Here is a 15,670-nt window from a genome sequence, read left to right on the forward strand (position 1 = left end):
GGTCAATGGACTCCTTGTTCCAGGGGCAGGAACAGACTGAACACGGTGTGGCCGGGATGGCTCTCGCATTCGATCAAGCCCTGGTGCTGGCTGATGATGTTCTGGGTGATGGCGAGGCCCAGGCCGGTGCCGTCGGCGCGGCCGCTGACCATGGGATAGAAGATGGTGTCCTGCAGTTCAGCCGGAATGCCCGGGCCGTTGTCGATGATCTCCACTTTGCACACCAGGCGATGGCGCGTGTGGCCGATGGTGAACTGGCGCAGGGTGCGGGTGCGCAGGGTGATGCGCCCCAGCTTGAGTTCGTTCTGCGCGGCGATCGCCTGCATGGCGTTGCGCACGATGTTGAGTACCGCCTGGATCATCTGCTCGCGGTCGATCAGCAGGTCCGGGATGCTCGGGTCGTAGTCGCGCACCAGCGGAATGGTGCCCTGGGTTTCGGCCTCGACGAGGCTGCAGACGCGCTCCAGCACTTCGTGGACGTTGGTCACCGAGAGCTGCGGGAGCTTGTTGGAGCCGAGCATGCGGTCCACCAGGTTCCGCAGGCGGTCGGCCTCCTCGATGATGACGTTGGTGTAGTCCTTGAGCGATTCTTCCGGCAACTCGCGCGCGAGCAACTGCGCCGCGCCGCGAATGCCGCCCAGCGGGTTCTTGATCTCGTGGGCCAGGCCGCGCACCAGGAGCTTGGTGGTTTCCTGCTTGGACAGCTGCGCCTCTTCCTTGGTGATCCGCAGCAGCCGGTCGCGCGGGTGGACTTCGAGCAGCAGCAGGGTGTCGCGACGGTCGAGGATCGGCGTCACCGCGTAGTCCACGGTGATGGACTGGCCGGTCAGCGAGGTCAGGGTTGCTTCGCGCTTGGTGAAGGGGTGCGCCTCTTCCACGGCCTGGCGCAGCGACTGCAGCGCCTCGGGCGACTCGGTGAACAGCTCGCTGATGAACTGCCCGTGGCTGCGTTGGCCACTGACCGCCAGCAGCATTTCCGCTGCCGGGTTCATGTACTCCAGGCGCAGCTCGGCGTTGAGCAGGATCACCGCCGTGGTGAGGTTGTCGAGCAACAGGCGGAGCTGGGTTTCTGTAGGCATGGCGTAAGAGATGTCCCAAGACTGTGCGGGAAAATGCAAGAAGCAAACCAGGCCCTGAAAAGACGCGTATTTCGCGGCATCGCGCTGATTTGCGGTGCGCAGGTGGCCGATCCGCTCAGCGGGAGTGACCCGAAATGGGGAGAGTATAGAAAGTGGTGCAGGCATATGCACCGATATGGTGCATTTGTGCCTGGCCGCACGCCGCCGTCAGCGACGGTCGACGCTGAGCGGATGGCTGTTGTCGAGGTCGGGCGAGTCGGCCACGGAAACGCGGAACATGTGGAAGGGCTGGTTGGGCGTCTGCTCGATGGTGCGCCCGAGGGTGTCGATGATTTCCACCGACAGCTGGTGAGTGCCGCGATCGATGTTGTTCAGCGGGAAAACCGGGCTGCGGCCGGGGTCGCCGACCGGCTTGCCGTCCAGCAGCAGGCGGTAGAGGTGGCCGGGCAACAGGGCCGGGTCGCTGGTGGCGGAGACGATCAGTGCCCCGTCATTGGCGCGCACGGTGGCATCGGGCTCCGGCACGATGATGCGCAGCAACTGGTAGGCCGGCGGGCCGGGCGGCAGCGCGGGAGTGGCCGGTGCGTAGAGCGGCGGCGGCATCTGCACGCCGTTGGGCGAGCCGGGCTGGGAGTTGGTCGGCGCCAGTTGCAGCTTTTGCGCGTTGCCGCGCGGCGGCTGGTCGGTGAAGACGCGATTGCCGTCCTTGTCGATGTACGTGTAGACCTCGGCGCTGGCCGAGAGGCAGAACAGTACCGAGAACAGGAAAATGACCAGATGACGCATCGTCAGTTGGCCTTGCGCGCAGGGCTGTTGGTGCTGATGCGTTGCAGGGTGAAGCTCACCGGACTGCTGGCCTGGATCACCCGGCTGCCCTGCAGCACCTGGACCGCCAGGGTGTGGTCGCCACGGTCGATGTTCTGCAGGCCGATGCTGGTGCTGCTGGTCGGGGCGCCGTAGGGCTGGCCGTCGAGCAACAGCTGCAATTGATGATCCGGCGCCAGGGCCGGCTGCACCACGACGTTCACCAGGAAGGTACCGTTGTTCTGGCGCAGCGATTCGTCGTCCGGCAAGTTGCTCAGGGCGAGAATGGCGTAGGCGCCGGTCGCCTGGTTCTGGCTGCCGCTGTCGACGGGTACGGCGGGAGCCTGCGGGCCGACGGTGTTGGTCGGTGGCAGTTCCACGGGCTTTGCGTCGACGTTGGTCGGCGGCTGGTTGGTGAACACCGTCTTGCCGTTGGCGTCGGTGTACTTGTAGATCTGCGCGCTGGCTGGCAATGCGGCGGCGAGCAGCAGGGCGGTGAGGATCAGGCGCATGAAGAATCTCCGGATGGTCGTGCCAAGCCTTGCACCGCCGACGGCGGCTGGCAAGTTGCCTATTGTCTTTCAGCAGGGCGCCGCGCGTTGTGCGCTGCTGCTCGTCGAAGGACCTTTCCCGCGCGGGACGGGTCCGAGCCTGGCGCCGGCGTCTGTATGATGCGGACGAGCGTCATTTTCCATCGTTGTGGGGTGTGCCTGTGATTCCGATTCGTTACCTGCTTCGTCAGTGGCTGCTGCTGTGCTGCCTGGGCCTCGGCTTGTCCGTCGCCGGGCCTGCGCTGGCGGCCCTTCCCGGGCCGCTGGCCGGGGTGACGGGCGGTGGCGAGGCCAAGGTCAGCGATGCGCAGCTGGAGCAGTCGCTGAACCAGGTGATCAAGACCCTGGAGAACGACCAGCAACGCGGCGACCTGCTGAAGAAACTCAAGCAGCTGCGCGATGCGACGCAGAAGGGGGCGGAGGAGCAGGGCGGCGTGCTCGGCCTGATCGGCGATACCCTTGGCAGCCTGGAAAAGCAGTTCGAAGGCGCCAACAGCCCGATGGTGCGCTGGACCGAGCTGTTCCAGGGCGCGGGCTACGAACTGGAAGTACGTACGCCGTCGCTGGCGGAATGGCCGGGGATGATCCTCGATTTTGCCCTGGTCATCCTCATCTGGGCCTGCGTGGCCCTCGGCCTGCGCTGGATCGCCGGGCGCATGCGCAAACGCTTCGGCCTCGAAGACGAACTGCCGCAGCATCCCAAGACCCGCGACCTGCTGCTGTTCGCCTTGCGCAAGCTTGGCCCCTGGCTGGTCGCCTTCCTGATCACCGTCTACCTGTCGGTTGTCCTGCCCAGCTCGCTCGGCAAGCTGGTGGCGATGGTGATCGCCTACACCCTGGTTTGCGGCACGCTGTTCTCCGCCCTGTGCGTGATCTCCCTGTCGCTGCTCAGCGGCCCACACCGCATGCGTGCGCTGGATATCCTGCGCCGCCGGGCCTTTCGCCCGCTCTGGCTGATCGGCAGCCTCGCCGCGCTGGGCGAGGTGATGCACGACCCGCGCGTCATCGAGAGCCTGGGCATGAACATCTCGCTGTTCGTCGGTTCGGTGGCGAACATCTGTGCGGCGCTGCTCACCGCGCTGTTCGTCCTGCAGTTCCGCCGGCCCATCGCCCACCTGATTCGCAACCAGCCGCTGGAACGCCGGCTCAAGCGCCGCGGCCTGAGCGACCTGGTCGACCTGATCGGCTCGATCTGGTTCCTGCCGGTGCTGGTGCTGGTGGGCATCTCGCTGTTCGCCACCATCGTCACCGCCGGCGACAGCAGCTACGCCTTGCGCCGGGCCCTGGTCTGCGCCGCCGTGGCGGTGGTGGCGATGACCGTCAACGGCCTGATCCGTCGCGCGCACCAGCGCTCCGCCCGGCGCGGTGCGCGTCGCCATGCGCCCTACATCGAGCAATTGCAGAGCTTCGGCTACACCCTGCTGCACATCGCCAGCCTGCTGTTCTTCCTGGAGATAGGCCTGCGCGTCTGGGGCATGTCGCTGATCCGCTTCGCCGAAGGCGAAGGCTCGCAGATCAGCCTCAAGCTGTTCAGCTTCGGCACCACCCTGCTGGTCGCCTGGCTGGTCTGGATTCTTACCGATACCGCCGTTCAGCACAGCCTCGGCATGGGCGGAAAGAACCGCGCCAACCCTCGCGCGCTGACCATGCTGCCGTTGATTCGCAACGTGCTGTTCGTGACCATCGCGGTGATCGCGCTGATCGTCGCCCTGGCCAACATGGGCATGAACGTCACGCCGCTGCTCGCCGGTGCGGGCGTCATCGGCCTGGCCATCGGTTTCGGTGCGCAGTCGCTGGTGGCGGACCTGATTACCGGCTTGTTCATCATCATCGAGGACTCGCTGTCCATCGACGACTACGTCGACGTCGGCGGCCACCTCGGCACCGTGGAGGGCCTGACCATCCGCACCGTGCGCCTGCGCGATCTGGACGGCGTGGTCCACACCATCCCGTTCAGCGAGATCAAGAGCATCAAGAACTACTCGCGGCAGTTCGGCTACGCCATGTTCCGCTGGCCGGTGCCGTCGAGCATGCCTATCGATGACGCGCTGGCGCTGATCAAGGAAGTTTCCGGCGAGCTGCGCAATGACCGCACGATCAATCGCGCCATCTGGTCGCCGCTGGAGATCCAGGGGATCGAGAGCTTCGATGCTGGCCAGGCGATCCTGCGCTTCCGCTTCAAGACTGCGCCGATTCGCCAGTGGGAAGTGCAGCGGGCGTTCAACCTGCGCCTGCGGCAGAAGCTCGACAAGGCAGGTCTGGAGCTGGCCATGCCGCGCCTCAACGTGCAGCTCTCGCGCATGCGCAAATCGCGCCGCGAGGACGACGAGGAGCAGGGCGCGCCGGCGGACGGCGGGATCTGATCCCGGCCTCCCGTTGTAGGAGCGAGCTTGCTCGCGAACGAGTTATCCGGTGACTCCAGTGCTGTGCGATTCGCGAGCAAGCTCGCTCCTACAGGCGCAGACACAGGCGCCAGCGGTTTCTCCAGCCCATAAAAAAGGCCTCCCGAAGGAGGCCTTAATGCTGTCGCTATTTATAGGTATTCGTGGATCAGACGCTGTAGTACAGGTCGTATTCCAGCGGGTGCACGAAGGTGCGCACCTTGATTTCTTCTTCCGACTTCAGCTCGATGTAGGCATCGATGAACTCGTCGGTGAACACGCCGCCCTTGGTCAGGAACGCACGGCCCTTGTCGAGTTCTTCCAGCGCCTCTTTCAGGCTGCCGCAAACCTGCGGGATTTCCTTCGCCTCTTCCGGCGGCAGGTCATACAGGTTCTTGTCGGCGGCATCGCCGGGGTGAATCTTGTTCTGGATGCCGTCCAGGCCAGCCATCAGCAGTGCGGCGAAGCACAGGTAGGGGTTGGCAGCCGGGTCCGGGAAGCGCGCTTCGATGCGGCGGGCTTTCGGGCTGGAAACGTACGGGATACGGATCGAGGCGGAACGGTTACGGGCCGAGTAGGCCAGCATGACCGGAGCTTCGAAGCCCGGAACCAGGCGCTTGTAGGAGTTGGTGGCCGGGTTGGTGAAGCCGTTCAGGGCCTTACCGTGCTTGATGATGCCGCCGATGAAGTACAGGGCGGTATCGGACAGGCCGGCATAGCCTTCGCCAGCGAAGGTGTTCTTGCCATCCTTGGAGATGGACATGTGAACGTGCATGCCCGAGCCGTTGTCGCCGTACAGCGGCTTCGGCATGAAGGTCACGGTCTTGCCGTAGGCGTCGGCGACGTTGTGGATGCAGTACTTCAGGGTCTGAACTTCGTCAGCCTTGGCAACCAGGGTGTTGAACTTCACGCCGATTTCGTTCTGGCCGGCAGTCGCCACTTCGTGGTGGTGAACTTCGATGACCAGGCCCATCTCTTCCATGGCGTTGCACATGGCGGTACGGATTTCGTGGTCGTGGTCGACCGGCGGCACCGGGAAGTAGCCGCCCTTGACGCCCGGACGGTGACCTTTGTTGCCGGTCTCGATGTCGGCGTCGGTGTTCCAGGAAGCCTGCTCGGAGAAGATCTTGAACATCGAGCCGGAGATATCGGACTTGAACTTCACTTCGTCGAAGATGAAGAACTCCGGCTCCGGGCCGACGAATACGGTGTCACCGATACCGGTGGACTTCAGGTATTCCTCGGCGCGCTTGGCGATGTTGCGCGGGTCGCGCTCGTAGCCTTGCATGGTGCTCGGCTCGATGATGTCGCAAACCAGGATCAGGGTCGGCTCTTCGGTGAACGGGTCGAGCACGGCGGTGCTGTCGTCCGGGAGCAGGATCATGTCGGAGGCTTCGATGCCCTTCCAGCCTTCGATGGAGGAGCCATCGAACATCTTGCCGGCTTCGAAGAACTCGTCGTCCAGCGCGTCGCGGGCGGGCATGGTGACGTGCTGCTGCTTGCCTTTGGTATCGGTGAAGCGCAGGTCAACCCACTTCACGTCATGATCTTTGATCAGTTGTTGCGACTTGTACGACATGCTGTCCTCCAGGAGGGATTAGAGCTGGGAGCTTTTTTGTGCCCCAGTATCGGGTGATGCCGGCCGGAATACTCCGCCAGGGCAACCTGCCTCACAAGAGAGCAAGTTGCGTGCCAGTGCCCATTATCGGGCAAGGGCCCTGATTTCCGGGGCTTTGGCCAAGCAATCAGGTAAATGCACGATATTTGTGCACTGTTTCGGTGCTTCACCATGGTGCGTGCGTCCATTTTGGTGCGCAAAAAAGAAAGTCTCCGATTTCTGCTCAAGTCTTGAGCAATTTCGGATATAATTCCGCCCCTTTTTTTCAGTCCCATGGCAATCGCCCGATTCGCATGAAACTCATCGTCAAGGTCTTCCAGGAAATCACCATCAAGAGCCGGCCGGTGCGCAAGCGCTTCATCCGCCAGCTGGCGAAGAACATTCGCACGGTGCTCCGCGACCTCGACCCCGAGCTGCTGGTCGAAGGCGAGTGGGACAACCTCGAGGTCGAGACCCGGGTCACCGACCCCAAGGTCCTGCGCGAGATGATCGAGCGCCTGACCTGCACGCCGGGCATCGGCCACTTCCTGGAAGTGCACGAATACCCGCTGGGCGATTTCGACGACATCCTCGAGAAGTGCAAGACCCATTTCGGCGACAAGCTGCCGGGCAAGGTCTTCTCCATGCGCTGCAAGCGCGCTGGCAAGCATCCGTTCACCTCCATCGATGTGGAGCGTTACGTCGGCGGCGGCCTGCGCCAGCATTGCGGTGCGGCGGGCGTCTCGCTGAAGAACCCGGAAGTGGAAGTGCGCGTGGAAATCCGCCATGACCGCCTCTACGTGATCCACGCCCAGCACGATGGCCTCGGCGGTTACCCGCTGGGCGCGCTGGAGCAGGTGCTGGTGCTGATGTCCGGTGGCTTCGACTCCACCGTGGCGGCCTACCAGATGATGCGCCGCGGCATGATCAGCCACTTCGTGTTCTTCAACCTCGGCGGCCGTGCCCACGAACTGGGCGTGATGGAAGTCGCGCACTACCTGTGGAAGAAGTACGGCAGCTCCCAGCGTGTGCTGTTCGTCAGCGTGCCCTTCGAGGAAGTGGTCGGTGAGATTCTCACCAAGGTCGACGACAGCTACATGGGAGTGACCTTGAAGCGCATGATGCTGCGCGCCGCGAGCCGTGTGGCCGAGCGCCTGGAGATCGACGCGCTGGTGACCGGCGAGGCGATTTCCCAGGTGTCCAGCCAGACCCTGCCGAACCTCTCGGTGATCGACCGGGTGACCGACACCCTGGTCCTGCGTCCGCTGATCGTCAGCCACAAGCAGGACATCATCGACACCGCGACGAAGATCGGCACCGCCGAGTTCGCCAAGCACATGCCCGAGTACTGCGGCGTGATCTCGGTGAACCCGACCACCCAGGCCAAGCCGCACCGCGTCGACTACGAAGAAACCAAGTTCGACATGGCCGTGCTCGACCGTGCCCTGGAACGCTCCACCCAGATGACCGTCGACCGCGTGATCGACGAACTGGGCAAGGACCTGGCGGTGGAAATGGTCGATGAAGTGCTGGCCGGCCAGATCGTCGTGGACATCCGCCACCCGGACGCCCAGGAAGATGAACCGCTGGCCATCGAGGGTATCGAAGTACTGCCGATGCCGTTCTACGCGATCAACAGCAAATTCAAGGAGCTGGACCCCAACCGCCAGTACCTCCTGTATTGCGACAAGGGCGTGATGAGTCGTCTGCACGCCCACCACCTGGTCAACGAAGGGCACACCAATGTGCGTGTTTACCGTCCGCAATAAAGGCGCGGACCAACGCCGCCAGCCCGGACTGTTCGGCGGCAGCATCCGCCACCGACCTCCCGACACATTGGGTGCGTAAGCTCACGCCCTGACCTTTGCACCGCCGCGCCACGGCCCGGCCCCCGCTGCCGAAATCGGCAGCCGAAGATTCACTATCGAGACTGACACTGTGATCGAAAAACTGCGCAACATCGCCATCATCGCCCACGTCGACCATGGCAAGACCACCCTCGTAGACAAGCTCCTGCGCCTGTCCGGCACCCTCGACCGCAAAGAAGCGGAAAACGAGCGCGTGATGGACTCCAACGACCAGGAAAAAGAGCGTGGCATCACCATTCTGGCGAAGAACACCGCGCTGAAATGGAACGACTACAGCATCAACATCGTCGACACCCCCGGCCACGCCGACTTCGGTGGCGAGGTTGAGCGCGTGATGTCGATGGTCGACTCCGTACTGCTGGTGGTCGACGCCCAGGACGGCCCCATGCCGCAGACCCGCTTCGTGACCCAGAAGGCCTTCAAGGCCGGCCTGCGTCCGATCGTCGTGGTGAACAAGATCGACCGTCCGGGCGCGCGTCCTGACTGGGTCATCGACCAGATCTTCGACCTGTTCGACAACCTCGGCGCCACCGACGAGCAGCTGGACTTCCCGATCGTCTACGCCAGTGCCCTGAACGGCATCGCCGGCATGGACCACGAGAAGATGGACGACAACATGGACGCGCTGTTCCAGGCGATCATCGACCACGTCCCGGCGCCGAAAGTCGACGTCGACGGCCCGTTCCAGATGCAGATCTCCCAGCTGGACTACAACAGCTTCCTCGGCGTGATCGGCATCGGCCGTATCGCTCGCGGCAAGGTCAAGACCAACACCCCGGTCGTGGCCATCAGCGACGACGGCACCAAGCGCAACGGCCGTATCCTGAAGATCATGGGCCACTCGGGCCTGCAGCGCATCGAAGTCGCTGAAGCCGAAGCCGGTGACATCGTCTGCGTCTCGGGCATGGATGAACTGTTCATCTCCGACACCCTGTGCGACCCGCAGAACGTCGAAGCGCGCCCGCCGCTGACCGTTGACCAGCCGACCGTGAGCATGACCTTCCAGGTCAACGACTCGCCGTTCGCCGGCAAGGAAGGCAAGTTCGTCACCAGCCGCAACATCAAGGACCGTCTGGACAAGGAACTGCTGCACAACGTGGCCCTGCGCGTCGAGCAAGGTGACTCCCCGGAGAAGTTCAAGGTCTCCGGCCGTGGCGAACTGCACCTCTCGGTACTGATCGAAACCATGCGCCGTGAAGGCTTCGAGCTGGCCGTAGGCCGTCCGGAAGTGGTCATCATCGAGACCGCCGAAGGCGAGAAGCAGGAGCCTTACGAGAACGTCACCATCGACATCGAAGAGCAGCACCAAGGCTCGGTGATGGAGCAGATGGGCCTGCGCAAGGGCGATCTGACCAACATGATCCCCGACGGCAAGGGCCGCGTGCGCCTGGAATACACCATCCCGGCGCGTGGCCTGATCGGCTTCCGTAACAACTTCCTGACCCTGACCTCGGGCACCGGCATCCTGACCTCTACCTTCAGCCACTACGGCCCGATCAAGGCCGGCGAAGTGACCAACCGTCAGAACGGCGTACTGGTCTCCATGGCCACCGGCACCGCGCTGACCTACTCGCTGGAAACCCTGCAGAGCCGCGGCAAGCTGTTCCTCGGCCCAGGCGACGAGATCTACGAAGGCCAGCTGGCCGGTATCAACAGCCGTGACAACGACCTGGTGATCAACCCCACCAAAGGCAAGAAGCTCGACAACATGCGCGCCTCGGGCAAGGACGAAGTCATCGCCCTGGTTCCGCCGATCCGCTTCACCCTGGAGCAGGCGCTGGAATTCATCGCCGATGACGAGCTGGTGGAAGTGACGCCGAAGTCGATCCGTCTGCGCAAGAAAATGCTGAACGAGAACGACCGCAAGCGCTACGAGCGCGCCAAGGTCTAAGTCGACCAGCAGTATGAGAAAAGCCGGGCTTATGCCCGGCTTTTTTTTGCCCGTCTTCCGCGCTGGAGGTTTGTTCTTTGTAGGAGCGAGCTTGCTCGCGAACGAGTTGCCCGGTAACGCCGGAGCTGGGCGGTTCGCGAGCAAGCTCGCTCCTACAGCTAAGTGTCACCTTTTAGGAAATTTCTGACTTTTTCACGGAGCGTGGCCGAACGACACCTTCCGACGTCTGATCATTCGAAGCTGTGAGATCGTGGACGCAGGCCAGGGAGCCGGGCCGATATACTCAGCTGTCCGGGCGTACGCGTCCGGGTCGGGATGGATTCGCACAGAACCTCAAGGATTCGAAAGCATGCAATGGATTTTCATGCTGGTCGGCCTGGTCATCGGCGCCGCTGCGGGCGAGTCGATTACCGGGGCGGTATTGGGCGCGGTGATGGGCCTCGCACTGGGACAGACCTTCGCGCTGCACAGCCTGCAGCGGGAGAACGCCAGCCTTCGTGGTGAGCTGAAGGCCTTCGGCGAACGCTTCGACCAGGGCACCAAGGCCCTCTATGAGCGGCTGCTGGAGGTGGAGCGCGGCGCTGCCGGGCAGGTGCCGCCGGCCGGCATCGAATACGCCGCGCCCGAAATGCCGGTTGCTCCGTCCAGGGCCGAGGTTGGGCCCGACGGCGAGCCCGAAGTCGAGGCGCCCATCAGCGAAGCTGTCGCCACCGAGCTGGAGTGGAATATCGAGCTGCCTGCCGACGAGCTGGCGCCCGCCCCAGCGGCCGCTGCACGGGAGGAAGCAGCTGTCGAGTGGTCGGACCTGGTGCTTGAACCCCTGGAGAAGCCAGCAACCCAGGCGCGTGTCGAAGAGCCCGAAGTTCAGCCGCAAGCGGCTCCTGCCGCCCCGCCGGTGCCACCACAACCGCCAGTTCCTTCCCTGTTCGACCGCGCCTTCGGGGTCGCCCGCGACTGGCTGCTGGGCGGTAACACCGTGCTGCGTGTCGGTGTGCTGCTGCTCTTCCTCGGCCTGGCCTTCCTGCTGCGCTACGCCACCGAAGGCATGACCATGCCGCCGCAGGGGCCGTACATCGGCACCGCCGCCGCCGCGCTGGCGCTGCTCGGCCTGGGTTGGTGGCTGCGTCACCGGCGCCCGGCCTATGCGCTGATTCTCCAGGGCACCGGCATCGCCGTGCTCTACCTGACGGTGTTCGCCAGCATCAAGTTGTACCCGGCGATGAACCATGGCGAAGTGCTGATCGATCCGCAGGCCGGGTTCGTGCTGCTGGTGGCGGTCACCCTGTTCTCGGCGATCCTGGCCATCCTCCAGGATGCGCTGGGCCTTGCTGCCGCTGCCGCGCTGGGCGGTTTCGCCGCGCCGATCCTGGCTTCCACCGGCGGCGGCAGCCATGTCGCGCTGTTCAGCTACTTCGCGCTGCTCAATGCCGGCATCTTCGCAATCGCCTGGTTCAAGGCCTGGCGCCTGCTCAACCTGATCGGCTTCTTCGGCACTTTCGGTATCGGCCTCGCCTGGGGGCTGCGCTCCTACAAGCCGGAACTGTTCGCCACCACCGAGCCGTTCCTGATCCTGTTCTTCCTCACCTATGTCGCTATCGGCCTGCTGTTCGCCCGCCGGCGCCTGCGCGAGGCGGCTGGCGCGCCGGAGGATGACTCCCGCGAGGCGCTGCTGCGCTGGTCGGCGCGGCAGACCGACTACGTCGACGGCACCGTGCTGTTCGGCACGCCGCTGGTGGGTTTCGGCCTGCAGTACGCGGTGATCCAGCATTTGGAATTCGGCGCGGCGTTCAGCGCGCTGGCGCTGGGTTTGTTCTACATGGTGCTCGCCCGCGTGCTGGCTGGGCGCACTGCTGGCCGCGCGCTGCTGCTGGTGGAAACCTGCCTGGCGTTGGGGGTGGTATTCGGCACCCTGGCAATCCCGCTGGGCCTGGACGCGCGCTGGACGTCCGCCGCCTGGGCGGTGGAAGGCGCCGGTATCTTCTGGCTCGGCCTGCGCCAGCAGCGACCGCTGGCGCGGATTTTTGCGTTGCTGTTGCAGGGCGGAGCGGCCTGGGCGTTTGTCACCAGCCTGGGCTGGACGCCGTGGATCACTTCCCCCCTGCTGGATGGCGCGCCGCTCGGCGCCCTGATGCTCGGCGCCGCACTGCTGTTCAGCTTCTGGAATCTGCGCACTGTTGATCCTCTGGTGCTGCGAAGCTGGGAACCGAAGGTTCGCCCGCTACTGGCGGCGCTGGGCCTGGCCTTCCTCTACCTGATTGCGCCGTTGTGCCTGGGCACGGAGGGGACCGCCATCGCCTGGGCCTTGGCGGGGCTCGCCACGCTGTTCGCCGGTCTGCGCCTGCGTTCGCGGACCTTCCTCGCTTGCGCCTTTGCCGTGCAATTGCTGGGGGGCGCAATCTTCCTGCTGCGGTTGCACGGCGCGGACACCGGTAACGGTGTGCTCGGCTCGGGCTGGCGCGGGCTGGTGACGGCCTCCCTGATTGGCCTTGCGCTGATCGCTGGCATGCTGGTCGCCGCGCGAGACTCCATGGTCCGCGATGACCGCCGGCTGATGCTCGGCCTGAGCGTCGTCCTGCTGCTGGGTCTGGCCTTCATCAACCTCGCCGTTCTGTTCGTGCTGCCGTGGCAAACGGCGGCGGCGGTGTGGGCGGGCAGCGGCCTGCTGATCCTCTGGCTGAGCCTGCAATTGCAGCAGCGTGCGGCCTTCGTCTTCGGCCTGGTGCTGCAGGTGATCGGTGCGGGTGCGTTCCTCTTCGGTGGCGCCGCGCTGTTCGGCGACCTGCCCAGCGAAGGCCTGAAGCCGTTGGCGCACATGGGCTTCTGGACCCCGGCAGTACTGGCGCTGGCCGCACTGGTCGGCGCCTGGCGCCTGCACCGGGCCAGCGAGCGCGAGCGTAACCTGGTGCTGGGCGGCCTTGGACTAGAGCAGCTGTCGCAGTTGCTGCTGGTCTGGGGCGCAGGTTGGTGGGCGCTGACTGCGCTGTGGGAGATGGCCCGCTTCGTGCCTGGCGAGATGCGTGAGCACGTGGCGTTGCTGGTGGCTGCGATCAGCGTGGGCCTCTGGTCGCTGCTGGCGCGCCGCGAACAATGGCGCGCGCTGGCGCTGCTGTGCCTGGCGCTGGTGCCGGTGTCGCTGGTGGCCCTGGCCAGTGCCTGGAACCTGCAATATCACCCGCTGGCGGAACTGGGCTGGCTCGGCTGGCTGGCGGTGTTTGTGGTGCACTTGTTCGTACTGCGCCGCCTCGATGCGCTGCTACCGCGCCTGGCCGCGCGCGCGGCCCATGTGCTTGGCTGCTGGCTTATCCTCGGCGTGCTGGCGCTGGAGCTGCGCTACCTGTTCTTCGCCCTGGCCGAGCACTACAACGCCTGGCGCTGGCTGGGTTGGGCGCTGATACCGAGCCTGTTCCTGATCCTCATGGGTGGTGTGGCGCGCCTGCCGTGGCTGGTGGCCGCCTTCGAGCGCGAGTACCGCGCCATCGCCGCCGCTCCGGTAGCCCTGGCGCTACTGGGCTGGTTCTGGCTGGTCAACCTGTTCAGCAACGGTGCGGCCGACCCGCTGCCCTATCTGCCGCTGTTGAACCCGCTGGAGCTGGGCATGCTCATCGTGCTCGCGGCGATCTTCCAGTGGACGCGCCTGGGGCTGCCGCAACTGGGCGTAGCCGAGTCCACCCTGCGCCTGCCGGTGCAGGCAGTGCTGGGCTCCTCGCTGTTCGCCCTGCTGACCATGGCCGTGTGCCGTACCGCGCACCATTGGGGCGGCGTGCCGTTCGAGTTCGATGCGCTGAGCCAGTCCATGCTGGTGCAGGCCGGGCTGTCCATCGTCTGGGCCCTGATCGCGCTGGGCCTGATGATCGCCGGGCATCTGCGTGGCCGGCGTGATTTCTGGCTGGTCGGCGCGGTGCTGCTGGTCGTCGTGGTGATCAAGCTGTTCCTGGTTGACCGCGCCAGTGGCGGCAGCCTGGAACGCATCATTTCCTTCATCGGTGTCGGCGTGCTGATGCTGATCGTCGGCTACTTCGCGCCGCTGCCGCCGCGCCGGCCCGTGCCCGAAGAGTCATCGCAACAGGAGCAACCCTCCGCATGAAGCTCAAGTCCCTCGTTTTTTTCATCGGCGCGTGCCTGCTGGGTAATCACGCTGGTGCTGCGCCCACGCCGGCGGATTTTGCCAATCGCGTGCCGCTGGAAGTTTCCGGCAACGGCCCTTGGTACCGCGTGCAACTGCCCATCGAAGTGCTGTTCGCGGCCCGCCATGGCGACCTGCGTGATGTACGCATCTTCAATGCCGAAGGCGAGGCGCTGCCCTACAGCCTGCGCACCAGCGCTGCCAGCGAAAAGGAAGTGCGCAGTGAGGTACAGGCACGCATCTTCCCGTTGCGCGGCACCTCCGGCAGCACGGCCGGCGACAACCTGAAGATCGTTCGCAGCACCACCGGCACCATCCTGGAAATCACTCCGAATACGCCCGAGCAGGATAAGCCCCAGGTGCTCCGCGGCTGGTTGCTCGAAACCGGTTCTGGCGACCTGCCGCTGGATCGACTGCAGCTTGATTGGACGGCCGACAGTGACGGCTTCCAGCGCCTGCGCATCGAGGCCAGCGACGACCTCGAACACTGGCGCTCGCTGGGCGAGGGGCAACTGGCACGGCTGGACTTCAACGGCCAGCGTATCGAGCAGAACGACATCTCCCTGCCGGGCGAGACAGCGCGCTACCTGCGCTTGTGGTGGGAGTCGCCGGAGCAGGCCGCGCAACTGGTGGGCGCCACGCTCAGTGGCAGCCGCAGCAGTAGCGGCCCGGTGCCGATGCTCTGGTCCGAGCCGCTGGCGGCCAAGGCCGACAACAATGGCGACTTCAGCTGGAGCCTGCCGTTGGCGCTGCCGGTGGAGCGAGTGCGGATTCCTCTGCAGCAGGACAACACCCTGGCGCCGGTAGTGATCTCCGGCCGCCACGATGGCAACGTGCAGTGGACGCCGCTGGCGCGCGGCGTGCTGTATCGCCTGCCGGGGCAGGGCGGCGAGATTACCCAGGAAGAACTGGAGCTGCCTGGCAGCACCTTGGGCCAGTTGCGCCTGCAAGTGGATTCGCGCGGTGGTGGCCTCGGCGGCTCGACAGCGCACCTGAGCGTGGGCGTGCGCGCCAGCGAGCTGGTATTCCTCGCCCGCGGCGGCGCGCCTTATGAGCTGGCGGTGGGCAGCGGCTCGATCACCGATGGCAGCCTGCCGTTGACCACCCTGGTACCCGGCTACGAGCCCAAGCGCCTGGCGGGCATGGGCGAGGCACGGCTCAAGGGCACTCTTCAGGCTCCCGTCACGCAAGCGACGGCCAAGGAAGCGAAGGCCGATACAAACTGGAAACGCTACGGCCTGTGGGCGCTGCTGCTGGCAGGTGTCGGCCTGCTCGCGCTGATGGCGCTGAGCCTGCTGCGGAGCAATCGCCAGGCCGGCTGATCGACGCGGATCGCCGCAAGATAGGGGTGTCGCCTGTAGAAATTCTGATACTGT

9 protein-coding genes are annotated in these 15,670 nt (G+C 65.0%); 5 read left to right on the top strand and 4 right to left on the bottom strand.

Going from position 1 to position 15,670, the window contains the following annotated elements; all coding sequences use genetic code 11:
• Positions 1–2 precede the first annotated feature (2 nt).
• The 3 genes from glnL to G4G71_RS05110 form a co-directional block, all read right to left on the bottom strand.
• A complete protein-coding gene (glnL, locus tag G4G71_RS05100) occupies positions 3–1,079 on the bottom strand; it encodes a nitrogen regulation protein NR(II) (protein ID WP_169935827.1) in 1,077 nt (358 codons plus the stop codon).
• A gap of 207 nt (positions 1,080–1,286) precedes the next feature.
• Positions 1,287–1,865, bottom strand: coding sequence for a DUF4124 domain-containing protein (locus G4G71_RS05105; RefSeq protein ID WP_169935829.1), 579 nt, complete (start codon positions 1,863–1,865; stop codon positions 1,287–1,289).
• A gap of 2 nt (positions 1,866–1,867) precedes the next feature.
• A complete protein-coding gene (locus G4G71_RS05110; RefSeq protein ID WP_169935831.1) occupies positions 1,868–2,395 on the bottom strand; it encodes a DUF4124 domain-containing protein in 528 nt (175 codons plus the stop codon).
• A gap of 194 nt (positions 2,396–2,589) precedes the next feature.
• On the opposite strand from G4G71_RS05110, the gene G4G71_RS05115 reads away from it, so the two are divergent.
• Positions 2,590–4,797, top strand: a complete 2,208-nt coding sequence (locus tag G4G71_RS05115; protein WP_169935833.1) for a mechanosensitive ion channel family protein — start codon at positions 2,590–2,592, stop codon at positions 4,795–4,797.
• A 187-nt stretch (positions 4,798–4,984) separates the two neighbouring features.
• Here the strand turns inward: G4G71_RS05115 and glnA are convergent, their stop codons facing one another.
• Entirely contained in the window at positions 4,985–6,394 is a 1,410-nt protein-coding gene (glnA, locus tag G4G71_RS05120; RefSeq protein ID WP_169935835.1) for a glutamate--ammonia ligase, read from the bottom strand.
• Positions 6,395–6,726: 332 nt separating this feature from the next.
• Here glnA and thiI point away from each other — a divergent pair, with 332 nt between their 5' ends.
• The 4 genes from thiI (at position 6,727) to G4G71_RS05140 (ending at position 15,616) form a co-directional block, all read left to right on the top strand.
• Positions 6,727–8,181, top strand: a complete 1,455-nt coding sequence (thiI, locus tag G4G71_RS05125) for a tRNA uracil 4-sulfurtransferase ThiI (protein ID WP_169935837.1) — start codon at positions 6,727–6,729, stop codon at positions 8,179–8,181.
• A gap of 169 nt (positions 8,182–8,350) precedes the next feature.
• The gene (typA, locus tag G4G71_RS05130; RefSeq protein WP_045215809.1) at positions 8,351–10,171 is read left to right on the top strand and encodes a translational GTPase TypA; all 1,821 of its coding nucleotides are present in this window, start codon (positions 8,351–8,353) and stop codon (positions 10,169–10,171) included.
• 349 nt (positions 10,172–10,520) lie between these two features.
• Positions 10,521–14,255: a DUF2339 domain-containing protein gene (locus tag G4G71_RS05135; RefSeq protein ID WP_169935839.1), complete on the top strand. Its 3,735-nt coding sequence runs from the start codon at positions 10,521–10,523 to the stop codon at positions 14,253–14,255.
• Positions 14,252–15,616: a DUF3999 domain-containing protein gene (locus tag G4G71_RS05140; protein WP_169935841.1), complete on the top strand. Its 1,365-nt coding sequence runs from the start codon at positions 14,252–14,254 to the stop codon at positions 15,614–15,616. Before G4G71_RS05135 ends, G4G71_RS05140 begins: the two co-directional genes overlap by 4 nt.
• Positions 15,617–15,670 lie beyond the last annotated feature (54 nt).

Origin of the sequence: Pseudomonas multiresinivorans (genome assembly GCF_012971725.1) — a bacterium.
Lineage (GTDB): Bacteria > Pseudomonadota > Gammaproteobacteria > Pseudomonadales > Pseudomonadaceae > Pseudomonas > Pseudomonas multiresinivorans.

Coding starts and splice junctions, on each gene's coding strand:
- thiI (WP_169935837.1), top strand. CDS start 6,727: ATGAAACTCATCGTCAAGGTCTTCCAGGAAATCACCATCAAGAGCCGG.
- G4G71_RS05140 (WP_169935841.1), top strand. CDS start 14,252: ATGAAGCTCAAGTCCCTCGTTTTTTTCATCGGCGCGTGCCTGCTGGGT.
- G4G71_RS05110 (WP_169935831.1), bottom strand. CDS start 2,395: ATGCGCCTGATCCTCACCGCCCTGCTGCTCGCCGCCGCATTGCCAGCC.
- glnA (WP_169935835.1), bottom strand. CDS start 6,394: ATGTCGTACAAGTCGCAACAACTGATCAAAGATCATGACGTGAAGTGG.
- glnL (WP_169935827.1), bottom strand. CDS start 1,079: ATGCCTACAGAAACCCAGCTCCGCCTGTTGCTCGACAACCTCACCACG.
- G4G71_RS05135 (WP_169935839.1), top strand. CDS start 10,521: ATGCAATGGATTTTCATGCTGGTCGGCCTGGTCATCGGCGCCGCTGCG.
- G4G71_RS05105 (WP_169935829.1), bottom strand. CDS start 1,865: ATGCGTCATCTGGTCATTTTCCTGTTCTCGGTACTGTTCTGCCTCTCG.